Source organism: Bradyrhizobium sp. Leo170 (genome assembly GCF_004296405.1).
Classification (GTDB): domain Bacteria; phylum Pseudomonadota; class Alphaproteobacteria; order Rhizobiales; family Xanthobacteraceae; genus Bradyrhizobium.
In genome coordinates, this window is record NZ_PSRR01000244.1 from 1 (window position 1) to 13563 (window position 13563).

General features: G+C 60.6%; 19 protein-coding genes and 2 pseudogenes. 19 read left to right on the forward strand and 2 right to left on the reverse strand.

Annotated elements, in window-relative coordinates; all coding sequences use genetic code 11:
* Positions 1-198: 198 nt before the first annotated feature.
* Positions 199-828, reverse strand: a complete 630-nt coding sequence (locus tag CWO89_RS30630) for an FMN-binding negative transcriptional regulator (protein WP_028169022.1) — start codon at positions 826-828, stop codon at positions 199-201.
* A 135-nt stretch (positions 829-963) separates the two neighbouring features.
* On the opposite strand from CWO89_RS30630, the gene CWO89_RS30635 reads away from it, so the two are divergent.
* On the forward strand, positions 964-1440 hold the full coding sequence (locus CWO89_RS30635) for a Wadjet anti-phage system protein JetD domain-containing protein (protein ID WP_028169021.1): 477 nt from the start codon (positions 964-966) through the stop codon (positions 1438-1440).
* Positions 1441-2119: 679 nt separating this feature from the next.
* Positions 2120-2527, forward strand: a complete 408-nt coding sequence (locus CWO89_RS30640; RefSeq protein ID WP_028169019.1) for a Rieske (2Fe-2S) protein — start codon at positions 2120-2122, stop codon at positions 2525-2527.
* 15 nt (positions 2528-2542) lie between these two features.
* Here the strand turns inward: CWO89_RS30640 and CWO89_RS30645 are convergent, their stop codons facing one another.
* Entirely contained in the window at positions 2543-3133 is a 591-nt protein-coding gene (locus tag CWO89_RS30645; RefSeq protein WP_028169018.1) for a hypothetical protein, read from the reverse strand.
* Positions 3134-3411: 278 nt separating this feature from the next.
* Here CWO89_RS30645 and CWO89_RS30650 point away from each other — a divergent pair, with 278 nt between their 5' ends.
* From CWO89_RS30650 to CWO89_RS30730, 17 genes and pseudogenes are all read left to right on the forward strand, one after another.
* A complete protein-coding gene (locus CWO89_RS30650; RefSeq protein ID WP_028169017.1) occupies positions 3412-3735 on the forward strand; it encodes a HesB/IscA family protein in 324 nt (107 codons plus the stop codon).
* Positions 3736-3751: 16 nt separating this feature from the next.
* Complete coding sequence (locus CWO89_RS30655; RefSeq protein WP_028169016.1) at positions 3752-4042, forward strand: NifU family protein; 291 nt, start codon at positions 3752-3754, stop codon at positions 4040-4042.
* A 10-nt stretch (positions 4043-4052) separates the two neighbouring features.
* Complete coding sequence (gene nifS, locus CWO89_RS30660; RefSeq protein ID WP_028169015.1) at positions 4053-5237, forward strand: cysteine desulfurase NifS; 1185 nt, start codon at positions 4053-4055, stop codon at positions 5235-5237.
* Positions 5238-5241: 4 nt separating this feature from the next.
* Positions 5242-5463 carry a putative nitrogen fixation protein NifT gene (gene nifT / locus CWO89_RS30665; RefSeq protein ID WP_028169014.1) on the forward strand — a complete coding sequence of 74 codons (222 nt, stop codon included), beginning with the start codon at positions 5242-5244 and terminating at the stop codon, positions 5461-5463.
* A pseudogene (locus tag CWO89_RS30670) lies at positions 5460-6319 on the forward strand (SIR2 family NAD-dependent protein deacylase); the annotation flags it as partial. The gene nifT and the pseudogene CWO89_RS30670, both read left to right, overlap by 4 nt.
* A 279-nt stretch (positions 6320-6598) precedes the next feature.
* Positions 6599-8155 carry a nitrogenase cofactor biosynthesis protein NifB gene (nifB, locus tag CWO89_RS30675; protein ID WP_130582284.1) on the forward strand — a complete coding sequence of 519 codons (1557 nt, stop codon included), beginning with the start codon at positions 6599-6601 and terminating at the stop codon, positions 8153-8155.
* Positions 8156-8167: 12 nt separating this feature from the next.
* Complete coding sequence (locus CWO89_RS30680) at positions 8168-8392, forward strand: YfhL family 4Fe-4S dicluster ferredoxin (RefSeq protein ID WP_028169012.1); 225 nt, start codon at positions 8168-8170, stop codon at positions 8390-8392.
* 340 nt (positions 8393-8732) lie between these two features.
* Positions 8733-9269, forward strand: coding sequence for a tetratricopeptide repeat protein (locus CWO89_RS30690; protein ID WP_130229981.1), 537 nt, complete (start codon positions 8733-8735; stop codon positions 9267-9269).
* On the forward strand, positions 9259-9654 hold the full coding sequence (locus CWO89_RS49695; RefSeq protein ID WP_245476659.1) for a 4Fe4S-binding leucine-rich repeat protein: 396 nt from the start codon (positions 9259-9261) through the stop codon (positions 9652-9654). The genes CWO89_RS30690 and CWO89_RS49695 overlap by 11 nt, the downstream gene beginning before the upstream one ends.
* Positions 9651-9851 carry a hypothetical protein gene (locus CWO89_RS49700; protein WP_245475083.1) on the forward strand — a complete coding sequence of 67 codons (201 nt, stop codon included), beginning with the start codon at positions 9651-9653 and terminating at the stop codon, positions 9849-9851. The genes CWO89_RS49695 and CWO89_RS49700 overlap by 4 nt, the downstream gene beginning before the upstream one ends.
* A 91-nt stretch (positions 9852-9942) precedes the next feature.
* Complete coding sequence (locus tag CWO89_RS30700) at positions 9943-10263, forward strand: nitrogen fixation protein NifZ (protein ID WP_028169010.1); 321 nt, start codon at positions 9943-9945, stop codon at positions 10261-10263.
* Positions 10260-10499, forward strand: a complete 240-nt coding sequence (locus tag CWO89_RS30705) for a nitrogen fixation protein NifZ (protein ID WP_028169009.1) — start codon at positions 10260-10262, stop codon at positions 10497-10499. Before CWO89_RS30700 ends, CWO89_RS30705 begins: the two co-directional genes overlap by 4 nt.
* Before the next feature lie 14 nt (positions 10500-10513).
* A pseudogene (locus CWO89_RS48210) lies at positions 10514-10871 on the forward strand (DUF3024 domain-containing protein).
* Between the two features lie 34 nt (positions 10872-10905).
* Entirely contained in the window at positions 10906-11175 is a 270-nt protein-coding gene (locus CWO89_RS30715; protein ID WP_130229977.1) for a DUF6129 family protein, read from the forward strand.
* 11 nt (positions 11176-11186) lie between these two features.
* Positions 11187-12374, forward strand: coding sequence for a DegT/DnrJ/EryC1/StrS family aminotransferase (locus tag CWO89_RS30720; protein WP_245475085.1), 1188 nt, complete (start codon positions 11187-11189; stop codon positions 12372-12374).
* A gap of 40 nt (positions 12375-12414) precedes the next feature.
* The gene (locus CWO89_RS30725; RefSeq protein WP_028169006.1) at positions 12415-12627 is read left to right on the forward strand and encodes a hypothetical protein; all 213 of its coding nucleotides are present in this window, start codon (positions 12415-12417) and stop codon (positions 12625-12627) included.
* A 129-nt stretch (positions 12628-12756) separates the two neighbouring features.
* Positions 12757-13206, forward strand: a complete 450-nt coding sequence (locus tag CWO89_RS30730) for a Rieske (2Fe-2S) protein (protein WP_028169005.1) — start codon at positions 12757-12759, stop codon at positions 13204-13206.
* Positions 13207-13563: the final 357 nt, after the last annotated feature.

The following is a 13563-nucleotide window of genomic DNA, read 5'->3' on the forward strand; positions in this document are numbered from 1 at the left end:
GCAATGACCCAGACGGCGATTATTGGCTCCGGCCCGATCTCGAATCCCATTCGGGAAGCGTTCTATACGACCGATTGAGTTCGACACCCAGCGCTCTTGCGCTCGCCTTAGAGCATGATCCGGAAAAGTGGGCACCGGTTTTCCGAAACGATCATGCTCCATAGAGCGGGACCACGATTCGAAGAAAAGTCATGACCTCTAGGCCTGAATCGGAATGAGGGGAGCCACTTCCCGATCCTGCGGTTTTTCGCTCGCCGCAAGGCCGGCGGCGACGCCGATGCGGTCTGCCTTGGGCCGATGCTGACTCATCTTGCGCTTGCCCTCGAACCTGGTGACCGGAATGCGCACCCCGACGATACCGCGCAGTTGCGCGGCGATGAAATCAGCGGGTGCGTCGCTGACAGCCGATGGGTTCGTACGCGACGTCTCATGGACGTTCGTCAGCCGTGTGACCACCTCGAGCAGACGTTCGGGCTCCTGGAAGAACTCGACCGGCCCGTACGCGTGGACGGCGATGTAATTCCATGTCGGCACCACCTTCCCGGTTTCTTGCTTGGTGGCGTACCATGAGGGCGTCACGTAGGCCTCCGGACCCATGAAGATCGCCAGAGCCTCGCCGTTCGGGGCCGCGCGCCATTGCGGATTGCTCTTCGCCAAGTGCCCGTACAGAACTCCGTGCTGTCCTTCGGTCTCCTCGAGGAAGAGCGGCAAGGGTGTCGCAAGCGGCCCGTCCGCGGTGGCCGTGACCAGGTTGGCGAGGCCGGCGGAGCGGATGGTCGCTCGGATGCTTTCGACTTCGTCATCTTTGAAGGCGGGGGGCACATACATGTCGGTTCTCCGTTCTCAGCCCTGACATAGACCCAGCTTGGCACGATCGAAACTGCCAGTTATCGCTGATTTTGCTCGTCCAGCTGTAGGGGCATGCGGCTATGACAATCGCCGCGAACGAAGCTAATCGACGGCTTGAGCCAGAAGCTGACAGCCGCGCTCGATCTGGCGGGTTTCCAGCGCGGCGTAACCCATGACGAGCCCGATATTGTCCAGCTGGCACCGGCGGCCCGGATGACGTTGATCGAAGAGGGGGCGACCGGATATCCTTCGCTTGCGACGCAAGAGGCGCTACGGGTCATCGCGGGAATGGTGTCCGAATGCACGCCGATCTTCCACTGGTCGGACATCGATCCGGACGGCACCTGGATCTTCCGCATGATCGAGCGCGCTATCGGACGCCCGATCCGTCCCCACCTCATGAGCATCGAAATCGCCAAGCGATCTGGACAAGTTCCGCCGAAAAAGGCCGCACCAGCGCGATGCCCATCGGATTCCGGCATAGCTGCGCTCGCCGCTTATCTGGCGGGGGAGGGCGCCAAGATCCTCGAGCAGGAAGAGCTCGACCCGGCCTTGCCCCAAGTCACCGCTCGGAGGTCAGCACTAGTCTAACTGGCCGAGAACCGTCGGTATCATGCGATTGAGAACCGTCAACTCGGTTCCAAGCGCATAGGAAATCGGATTCTCCGTTGTGACTTGAACGACAGTGCCAACCTTCAAATGCATGACTACAGGGTTGCCGGTCACGGGGGGCGCTGCGACTGTCGGGCAAAACGCGAGACAAAGGATGGACCTTGCCGTCTTGGTCCGGCGAAAGATGCAGTCGATCTTTGACTGACCGTTGTCGGCGACGATGCGAGCTATCATCTGCCGACAAGCTTCCGATGCGACCCCCATCGGGACTAGCCAGTCTGAAAAGTATCCGCCATCCGGCCAGATCTCGTGCGCTTGCTGAATCCCGATCTCGTCCTTGTTCCCAGTGGGGGGAAGGGGGTCATTCAATCCTTTGGGTCTCTGAACGATTTAGTCCTGCAGAAAACAATATGCGGTGTGAACTTCTTCATGTTGTGTGATGCTGACGCGGTGTCGCCGAGTCGAGACCTCGCCTCACTGGATTAACTGTCTCAAGGGCGCATGCTCGCGCAAATCCATCCATTGTGCACCGGTCGCAATTAGTTGTGGTATCGCTTGCGACGCAGCGCACGGGACTGCCAAAAGGTAAGGCACCCCGGTACTTTGCGCGATTTTTGCAACGCTGATCGCAAGGTGATCAATTGAAAGTTGTCTTGTCATGAACGCGCAGCGGACGCAGCCGAATACCGCCTATGCGATCTGCGGCTTCAACGATATTCCAAGCCAGCGCGCCATGGGCTTCTACCTCATGATCGTCGACGAAGACGGCAGCCACAGGCCGTGGCCCATTGTCGTGGTGCGCTGGGGCAAGCGGGTGTTTGGCTATCTCAACAAATGCCCGCACAACAGCGTGAATCTGGACTGGGAACGCAACCAGTTTTTCGATCCCCGCGGCATCCGGCTGATGTGCGGCAAGCACGGCTCGACCTTCGAGCTCAGCACCGGCCGCTGTGTCGACGGCCCATGCAAGGGCAGCCGGCTCACGCCGGTTGCGTTGACGGTGCTGGACGGCGATATCTGCGTGACCGGCGTGCGGCTTGTCGAGGAGGAGGTTTCCTCTGGCTAAAGCTGAAGCCGGCGCTCAGACCGGCCGGTTCTCGTTGCGGTTTCTCACGGGTTCCATCCTCTTCAGCCCTTCTTCGTAAGAGATCTCGTCATAGGACGCATCGACATCCTTGGCCGCGTCGAGCAGGTAGTCGAGCTTGCCGGGCGCATCGAGCTTCTTGATGTCATTCTTGTCGACCCCGACCAGGTCCATCATCTCCTTCCAAACGGTGGATTCATCGCACGGCAGCACGTTGAAGGTGATACCAGCGAGCTTGATTCGATATTTCGCCAACAGGTCTATGTTGTTGCAAAACATGAAGTAGCTGCCGTCAGGGCTTAGCGCGCTCTCAAGAACGTTTGCGACATCGGCAAGATAAGCGAAGCAGTGCAGATAGCCGGCCAGCACCGGAATGATGTTTTCGCCGACCTGCACGACCGTCAGTACCTGCTCGATCGAATAGTGGGGCGGCCGCTTCTCGTCCGCGACCTGGGCCTGAAATTTCAGTGCGATATCGCCACGAAAGCCGAACCGGCCCCGCTTGGTGGTCCCGCCCTTGAATATGGGATTGAGCAGGCGCCCTTCCTTCTCCAACCGGCCGAGCGCGGTGTTCTCGATTGCAGTCATCAAAAATCATCCCTCTATCCAAGACCACCGCCGGGCACCCCGGCGGTGGGAGACGCAATGCAAATCATTTGCCGCCGCGGGCGTAACCCTTTCTCGGCGGAATCCATAAAGAAGACACGCAAAGCCGCCGCGATCCCTCGAAGACCTTTGTCAGCAACCAGACACGCGTCGCAAAGCCAACAGCCCGATTTTGAAGAATGTGAGCAGTGTCAAGCGCCTGCGCTCTGGCATGCGACTTGCCAATTCGATGCAAATGACTCTGGAAAACAAAAGGTGCCATGATCAATCTGACGGATAGCGCAGTGAATGCGGTCAAGAGCGCGATCTCGGCTTCGGCCCAGCCGAGGAGCGGCTTGCGCATCATGGTCGAGGCCGGCGGCTGCGACGGATTCAAATACAAGATGGACCTCGCCGACGGGGCAAAGCCCGACGACACCGTCATCGAGCGCGACGGGATCAAGGTGTTCGTCGACAATAAGAGCCATGAGCACCTCGCCGGCACGACGATCGATTTCGTGGTGGCGCTGGAGGGCTCGGGCTTCACCTTCGACAACCCAAACGCTAGCTCGAGCTGCTCCTGCGGCAAATCCTTCAGCAGATGAAAAGAGAAATCAAAGCATGCTGGTCGAACCGGAACAGCTGAAGCAACGGTCGGTCGTTGAGACCGATCGTGAACAACTCATTCGGGCTGTGATCGAGGAGATTCGGCCCAATCTGCAACGCGACGGCAGAGACTGTCAGCTCGTTGGGATCGACGGCAGCAAGATCACGGTCAAGCTGACCGGTGCCTGCGTGTTCTGCAAGCTTTCAAGCGCGACGCTAGAAAGCATTCAGGCGCGGCTGGTCCAAGGGCTCGGCGAATTCGTTCGCCTGATCCCGGTCGCCGGCGGCGCCAATCCGCAGCATTGAGCGAGGCTCTGTGCCGATCTATCTCGACAACAATGCGACCACGCGGACAGATCCGTGTGTCTTGCAAGCCATGTTGCCGTTCTTCACGGAGCGGTTCGGTAATGCCTCGTCCGCCCACGCCTTCGGCAGCGAGATCGCAGGCCCGGTGGCCAAGGCACGCCGCAGCCTGCAGAGTTTGCTGGGAGCCGCCCACGATCATGAGATCATCTTTACTTCCGGCGGGACCGAGTCCAACAACACCGCCATCCTTTCTGCGCTCGCGACCCAGCAAGGGCGCGACGAGATCGTCACCACCTCCGTCGAGCATTCCGCCATCCTCACGCTGGTCGAGCAATTGGCGTTAACGGGCATCAAGACGCATGTGATCCCGGTGGATTCGCGCGGCCGCCTCGACCTCGAGGCGTTTCGCTGGGCGCTTGGACCACGCACGGCGATTGCGTCCGTTATGTGGGCCAACAACGAGACCGGCACGATCTTCCCGGTGGAGTTTCTGGCCGGCTTGGCGCGCGCGGCAGGTGCGCTGTTTCACACCGATGCGGTGCAGGCCATAGGCAGGGTGCCCATCGACCTGAAGGACAGTGCTATCGACATGCTCTCGCTGTCCGCACACAAGCTGCACGGCCCCAAGGGAATCGGCGCGCTCTATTTGCGACAAGGCACGAAATTCAGGCCGCTGATCTGGGGTGGGGCACAGGAGCGACGGCGCCGCGGCGGAACCGAGAACATCCCCGGCATCGTCGGTCTTGGAAAAGCTGCAGAGCTTGCGGCGGAGGGGCTCGAGCCGGAGCGTGTTCGCATTGCTGCGTTGCGCGATCGCCTGGAGCAGACGATTTTGCACAACGGCCGCTGCATCCCGCTCGGCGATGTCAGCAACCGCCTGCCGAACACGGCCAGCATCGCCTTCGAAGATCTCGAAGGCGAAGCAATCGTCCACCATCTCAACCGAGCGGGCATTGCCGCTTCGCTCGGATCGGCTTGCAGCTCGGGGTCAATGGAGCCGTCGCATGTGCTGCGCGCGATGAACGTGCCGGCAAGGAGCCTGCGCGGCGCGGTACGCTTTTCCCTCTCGCGTGAAACCACGGCCGATGACGTCGATCAGGTCGTCCGCGTACTGTCGCGCATCCTGGCTAATCTGCGTGCCATGTCACAAGAGCCTCCCAACCCCACCAGCGCTTCGCCCCAATGCACGAGTTGATCTTATGAAAGTCATGATTCGCCGCTCTCCGGAGGGCCTGTCGATTTATGTGCCGAAAAAAGATCTCGAGGAGCCAATTGTGGAATCGGAGCGCGAGACGCTGTGGGGTGGCTGGATCAGAATAGGCAATGGCTGGGTGCTCGATCTACCCGAGATGGCAAGCGACACGTCGCTGCCGATCACGATCAATGCCAGGAAGCGTGGCGAGGACGGCGACGGCCGATGAAGGCGATGGCGCAAACCGACTTCGTCAATGCGGCCGATGCGGAGGCGATTCTCACTGACATAGCGAGGAGGCTGCGTGCCGCCAGCATTATTCCCTATCTCGGACCTGGCCTCGCTGATGTGTCCAAACCGGATGCGACGATGACGCCGGACGCCTTGGCTGCTTTCTTCGCCAGCAAGGTCGCGCTGCCGCGCCGGGCCAAAGGCAACATCTGGGCGTCTGCGCAGCACATCGAGAGCAACAAGCATCGCACCACCGTGACGGCATTGATGGCGCTGGCCTTTGCTGCGCCGGTCGAGCCGACGCCGCTGCATCATCATCTTGCCGTGCTGCCCCTGCCTGTCATCGTCGATACCTGGTATGACGGTGCGATGCGGGGGCGCTTGGCAGGCGCGAGGGATGGGGTGAGGTGCAGGGTATCACCCGCGCCGGCCTCGGCGAGGACCGCTGGTATCGCTTCTATGATGCAGCGGGCGGAGAGGTCGACCATGATGCGGCGCAGAGCTGGAGCACGGTCCTCTATAAGCCGCACGGCGGCGTGTTGCCCGCAAGGAACTTCCTGATCTCTGACGCCGACTATGTCGAGGTCCTGACCGAGATCGACATTCAGACGCCGATCCCCGATGTGGTGAAAGAGCGGCGCAGTGGCCGAAGCTTTCTCTTCATCGGCTGCCGCTTCAACGATCAGCTGCTGCGAACTTATGCGCGGCAGCTCACCAAGCGCTCGGCCGGTGTTCATTACGCCATCGTGGAGCCAGATGTGCTGTCCAGGAATGAACTGCGTTTTCTGGTCGAACAGGGCCTGACGCCGCTTGCGATCCCGCTCCCGCGCGCGATCGAGATCCTGCTCGCCGGCCGACAGACCGGTATACGGGTGTCGATGTTGCTCGCGTGCCGGCGCACGCGAGTTGTCTTTCGTTCGCGCCAGGGAATGAGTACGTTCATCTCTGTGTCGGGATCGAGACGCCTGGCACACTTCGAACATTGCTAATGTCGTGCAGAAGGCCGTCGCTTTCACGGCAGAGGGCGGTAAGCGGCTCAGCTTTTGACCTAGATCAAAATTGCTCGCAAGTCCGGCCATGGCACGCGAGTTGCAAATCTTCTTTTCAGTTTCCGCTGCAGGGAGAATGGAAGGATGAACGTATCAGCGCTGGACGAAGCAAGCTCGGTAGGGAGCGCGGTCGACATTGGCAAGGTCATGCAGATCGCCGCGCGCAAGGGCTGCGGGAGGTCCGGCGGGGGCAAGGCAAGCTGCGGCTCGCAGGCCGGCCAGGGTGATCTGCCGACCGAGATCTGGGAGAAGGTCAAGAATCACCCCTGCTACAGCGAAGCAGCGCATCATCATTACGCGCGCATGCATGTTGCGGTCGCGCCTGCCTGCAACATGCAGTGCAATTACTGCAATCGTAAATATGATTGCGCTAATGAATCGCGCCCGGGCGTGGTGAGCGAAAAACTAACGCCGGAGCAGGCGGCGAAAAACGTGCTGGCGGTCGCCTCCACAATCCCACAGATGACTGTGCTCGGCATCGCGGGGCCCGGCGATCCCCTGGCCAATCCGAAAAAGACGTTCAAGACGTTCGAGCTGGTGGCCAAGGCTGCTCCCGACATCAAGCTGTGCTTGTCGACCAACGGCCTGATGCTACCCGACCATGTCGACACGATCGCCCGCTTCAAGATCGATCATGTCACCATCACTATCAACATGGTCGATCCCGAAATCGGCGCCAAAATCTATCCGTGGATTTTCTGCAACCACAAGCGCTACACCGGCCTAGAAGCCGCAAAGATCCTCAACGAGCGCCAGCTGAAAGGCCTCGAGATGCTCACCGAGCGGGGCATCCTATGCAAGATCAATTCGGTGATGATCCCGGGTATTAACGATCAGCATCTGGTCAAGGTCAACAAGGCGATCAAATCGCGCGGCGCGTTCCTGCACAACATAATGCCGCTGATCTCCGCGCCCGAGCACGGCACGGAGTTTGGTCTCAACGGGCAGCGGGGGCCAACCGCGCAGGAATTAAAGGCACTGCAGGATGCCTGCGAGGGCGAGATGAACCTGATGCGGCATTGCCGGCAGTGCCGCGCCGACGCTGTCGGCTTGCTCGGCGAGGACCGCAGCGCGGAGTTCACTACCGAGAAGGTTATGGCCATGGACGTCAAATATGACTTGCCGATGCGCAAGGCCTATCAAGCCAAGATCGAGCAGGAGCGCGTTGCCAAGCTTGCTGGCAAGCAGGAAGAGCTCGTCGAGCTTGCCAGCAAAATGAGTGACATCAAGCCCATGGTTGCCGTGGCGACGAAGGGCGCGGGCGTCATCAACGAGCATTTCGGTCACGCCAAAGAGTTCCAGGTGTACGAACTCTCCACGACCGGCGCCAAATTCGTCGGCCATCGCCGCGTCGATCACTATTGCCGGGGCGGCTGTGGCGAGGAGGAGCGCCTTGCCACCGTCATCAGCGCCATCAACGACTGCCATGCGGTATTAGTGGCCAAGATCGGCGGCTGTCCGAAAAGCAATCTGTTGAAGGCCGGGATCGAGCCAGTCGACCAATACGCCCATGAGTTCATCGAAAAATCAGCGATCGCCTGGTTCAAGTCCTATCTGGAGAAGGTGCAAAGCGGCGAAATCCAGCATACCGAGCGGGGCGAGGCGGCGATCCGCCAGGGCGCACTGATTTCGGCCGCCTAAGGGGGAAGGTCAATGCCGTTCAAGATCATCGCCTCGCAATGCACGAGCTGCTCGGCTTGCGAGCCCGAATGTCCCAATGTCGCAATCTCGGAGAAAGGCGGAACGTTTGTCATCGATCCGAAAAAATGCACCGAGTGCGTCGGCCATTTTGACGAGCCGCAATGCGTCGCGGTGTGCCCGGTCGATAACACCTGCGTCTTGGACACCTCGTTGCCGCGCTACCAGGCGCGCGCGTAAATAGGGGCCGATCCCATGACCTTTACGCCGGCGCCCAGCGCTGAAAAACTCGCGATTTTCGCGCTGCGCACCGCTGGCCGCAGCTTCCGCCTCGCCGTTACAGGCGGTGGTTGCTTGGATTTGTCCGCCAAGACAGGTGTTGCGCCGGCACCTCGGCCCGGTCAGCAAGGCCTCCAGCGGAACGGGCTAAGATTGCCTCAATTCGGGAGCCGCTAATGCTTGGCGGTGTCACGATCGATTTGACCGACACTGCTGCGCAGAGCGGGCCGATCTTCCAAGAAGCAGGTGTGCTGCTCCAGCGATACCGCAAAGGCTGCCCATTAGAACAGGAAAGCTGCCAATGAACCTCGCTGGGGCCGGCAATCCGCTGTCCGGGAGCGAAGGGGCGCTGATTGCGCGCACGCTGCTCGGCGAAGGCCTGCCGCGCGAAGCCGAGGATCATCTGTGGCAGGCCGGGCTCCTCTATCACGTGGATGCGATCGCGGAAAGGCACCTGCACGAAGCGCAGGCGCTAGCGCCGGGCCACGCCGCCGTCCTGATCGGAATCTACCGCTTCTATTTCTACAAAGGTCGCTTGGCCGAGGCGTTGGAGGTGGCAAAGCTCTGTATCTCCAAGGCAGCGCGCGAAAACGGTCTCGCTGACGATTGGCGGCGGGTCAGCGCGGGCGACGCTGCTTTCGATTGCTACGAGAACATCCTGTCGCGCTTCTATTTATTTTCGCTAAAAGCCTACGCGTACCTGCAGCTGCGGCTCGGCAATCTGGATGAAGGCCGCGCGGCCGCCAGCAAGCTCGTGCAGCTCGAGCCGACCGACAAGATCGGCGCCAGGGTGCTCCTGGACGTGCTGCAGCGGATGGGGCAGGACGATGACGATTGACATCGATAAGGCCCGCGACTGGCTGGGCAACGAGGTCGACTGCGGCACCTGCACTCGTATCGGGCTCAGGGCCAGCGGCGGCTGCCGCTTGATGCACGCCTGCGTCAACGACCGCTATGCTCGCCGCATCGACCGCTTCTTCTACTGGAATCCGGCGCTGGCCGACGCCTACATCACCCATCCACATTTTGAGGTGCGCGCGATCGCAGCCAACCACGCCAGCGTGTTTCTGCTGCCGATGCCGCCCGACGATGCTGAGGAAACCGTGCGCTGGAACGCCGCGCGGCGCCTGCCCAAGCGCTTAGTGCTGCGGCTGCGCAACGATCTGCATCGGAAGGTTAGGATGCGGGTTGCGACCTTGCTGGATGGGAGCTGGCGCCGATGATCTCGGACCAGGACTATTACGTCCGCCTGGTGGTGGCGAGCCGGATCGCGCGGGCGCTGCTTGGGCGTCTCATGAGCGATGACGAACCCGAGGTGCGCCGCGTGGTTGCGATCCGTGTTCCCAATGAGTGGCTGCTCGGCATGGTCAATGATCCCGATGGCACCGTGCGCCTCGAGATCGCACGGCGGCCGAGCTAGCGGAATTGACCAAAGACGAGGACTCGATGGTGCAGGAAGTCGCCCGCGCGCGCGTGGCCATCCGGCCCGAACGACCGAGAGAGAGTGGGACATGAGCAACATCGTTCGCGACAGCGAGGTGGTCGAGTTGACCGGGCCGCCTTTCTTCAGCTTTGGCGAAAAGGTGCAGGCCAGCCGTACCATCCGCAATGACGGGACATATGCCGGCAAGGAGATCGGCGAGATCCTCGTCAAAAAGGGGGAGGTGGGTTACGTCGTCTCAATCGGCACTTTCCTGCAGCAGTTCTACATCTATGGCGTTCAATTTCTCGAAAGCGGCAACCGCGTCGGCATGAAGCGCAAAGAGCTCGAGCCGGAGGTGGGGCGCGATGAGCTTTTGGATCTGCCGTTGCCTGAAGAGGCCGGCCCATGATCGCCTCGAGACTGCCGAAATACCAATGGGGCCAGCGCGTCAAGGCAGCGGTCGACCTCATCAATGACGGCTCGTTTCCCAATGCACCGGCCGATAGACTCCTGATCGGCGCCGGAGGGATCGGCGAGATCGTGCAGGTCGGCAGGCATAGGGAAGGCAACGTGCCAATCTATCTCGTCGAGTTCGGCGAGCGGATGGTCGTCGGCTGTCTTGAAGAAGAAATCACAGTGCTATGAGGGGGCCTTTGGCGATGAATGCCGCGGTGATGAGAAAGGCAGCGGTCAGGATGATCCCTCACCCGAACGAGCTCGATTGCAAGCGGATCGAGCGCGCCTTAAGCGCGCGCAAGCGCTATCGCTATGTCTCGCCGCATGTGAAGGCGGTGAGGGGGCTATCTGATCGAGAGTCCCTGCTGCTCTCGCAATATCGACGCCGATGGCGGCCTTATCGATGCCGCGCTGATCCACTACGACATGGTGTGCGGCATGTGGAAGCTGTTTCGCAAGAACCACGCAAACGGAATCTGGGAGTTTTATAGCATTTACCACCGGCTGACCTCGGCGATCGAAGATTTGAACACAGATCCCGAGCGGCTGTTCTGGCTATGAAGCTTATTTAGGGTCCAATTATATGGGAGACGCGATGGCGCTTGGCACAGACGAATTGATGGAAATCGAACGGGTGCTCGCGGCGGCGCAGGCTGATGCAGATCCGGTTCTCGAGTTGCGGCGTCGCTTTCCGCACCTCGCCGCGACACGCTGTGATGCCTCTGACGTGACGGAGCGACCATTCCGGAGTCTTCCGAATTTCGATCTGCATCTGATCGATGGCTGCGATCGCTGCCTAGATATCACGGCCGATCCGGTGCGGGCGATTGGCATCCTGCTGGCGGCAAGGAGGATCGGACGGTGATCGGCGTTGGACTGGTAGGGCATCGCGACGATGGCACGGACGCGGTCGACGCCGATTTATCCTTCATTCCGCTCTCAGATCCCGATATCACCTCCGCCGAGCTCTCCGCCGTGGAAGCGCTGCTGTGTTCGCCACGGGTCTCCAATGGGCCCATCACCGAGGCCTTCGAGAAAGCCTTCGCCGCCTACCTTGGGCGCAAATATGCCGTTGCCGTCCCCAGCGGCACCATCGGGCTTCTGCTTGCACTAAAAGCGCTCGGCATCGGACCCGGGCAGGAGGTGATTGCCTCGCCTTATTCGTTTCGTGAGGTAGTGCATGCTATCAGTCTCGTGGGCGCGAGGGCCGTATTTGCCGACGTCGACTATTGGTCGGGAGCCTTGGCTCCGGCGAAGGTCGAAGAGCGTGTCACGGCCAACACGCGGGCGATCATTGGTGGCAACCCCAATGGCCATCCGGCGCCATGGTCGGAGCTGCGCGCGATCGCGCAGCGCCATCAATTGCCGCTCCTGGAGGATTCAACCGAAGCGATCGGATCGCGATACAAGTTCGAACTCGTCGGCCGCTTTGGCGATATCGCCGTGTTCGACTTCGCCCAGCCACTGGCCCTGACCTGCGGCGAAGGCGGCATGGTGGTGACCGACGACATCGACATGGCCGTTGGCTTGCGCCGCCATCGCGCGCATCGGCTGGATGAGCGCTCCTCCGTTGTCGTCAGCAGCGCAGCGCCCCACCAGGCCGGCATGAGCGATCTCACAGCCGCGCTGGGCCTTGCGCAGCTGAAGCGCCTCGAGGAGATCCTGGAGCGGCGCCGACTCGTCGAACAGCTCTACAACGCGCATATGCAATCCTTTGAGGGTATCAAGCCTCCCTATGTCGGTCCCGATGTGACCGAGGTGAACTGGTTTCTTTATCTCGTCCATCTCGGAACGCGCTTCGCGCGATCCAGCCGCGACGCCATTGTCGATGACCTCCGCATCGAGCAGGTCGAGGCCGCCGCTTATTGCTATCCCTTGCATCTGCAGCGGCATTATTTCGAACTTGGCTATCGTCATGGCGATTTCCGGGTTGCGGAAAAGATCGCCGATCGCGCCCTGGCACTGCCGTTTCACAGCCACCTCACCGACGAGCAGATCGAGTTCATCGTGGAGACGATGAAGGACGCATCCATCAACATCGGCGCTGGCGCAGCAATTTATTAGCAACGAGGAATTATCAATGCGAGGCGCAAGGCAGGCTTGAATGTCGACATGCACAGTCTCACCGTTGGACAAGATAATCGACGTCATTCACGCCACGTCACTTTTGGCGGTGCTGCAGAACCCGGAGATCGCCACTTCCGGACAAATGCAGGGGCAGACCACACGCGGATGCTCCGGCCTGTTCGTCCGGCAAGGCCACGAGGAACTCTTGAGGGTGGTGCGGGAAGACAATGAGAAGCTCAATGCAATTTGATGTTCTCAGCGGGCCGTCGATGCCTACAAGGAGCTGGTCGGTGGAATTGGCGTCCTTCGGTTGACCGGTACCGCCGTCGATGTCTTTCGCGCAGGAAAACACGGCGCATGAGCAAGGGAGCAGCGCGACATGGGCAGCCAAGAGATTGAGGTGTTCGCCGTCTGCCCCGCCGATGCAATCGAGCGGGGCAGCGCGAGGGGCTTTAGCCTGTCACGGATCGACGAGAGCGGTGAGAGTCGGCCGTTTCCGATTGTTGTGGTTCGGACCGTTGGCAATGATTATCACGGCTATGTCAACCGCTGCCCACATGACGGCGTCTGGCTCAACATCCGTGCGGGCGAATTTTTCTCGCCCGACCGCGCCTTTCTCGGGTGCGGCCGGCACGGAGCGATCTTCGAGATCGACAGCGGGTTTTGCATCGATGGCCCTTGTAACGGAAGAGCCCTTGAGCCGGTTGCGCTCGCCGTGATCGGCGGCGACGTCTGCCTGTGTGCCGTGAAGCTGGTGGAGGACAACGGCTTTCCCGGTCCGTTCGAGGATGGCGACGAAACCATGGACATCATGATCCATCCAGATTAACAGGCTTGATCTCATGAACGTGGACTTAAGGAGTCTTTTAAGGGAAAGCGCCGTCATTCGCATGAACATCGGCGCAGGTCTGTCGCGTATCGCTGCGTTCGGATTTGTTAGGATCAAGGGCCGGGCAGGCCGGCGGGTTATCCTGTAGCCCAGCATGAATGGTACGGCGCTACTCGAACAGCGAGACGCGCATCCATTCGATGTTCGCGTGCGTTGGTGGCTTTGCGAGGATCAAACGCCCGGTCGCCAGCTCTTATCGCGCATGGACGCATTACCCTGAAACGGAGATCATTCGCGCCCGCATCCGAATGATCTCGGCGGCCCAAGGAGGTGTTCAAGTGCTAGTACCCACTTTTC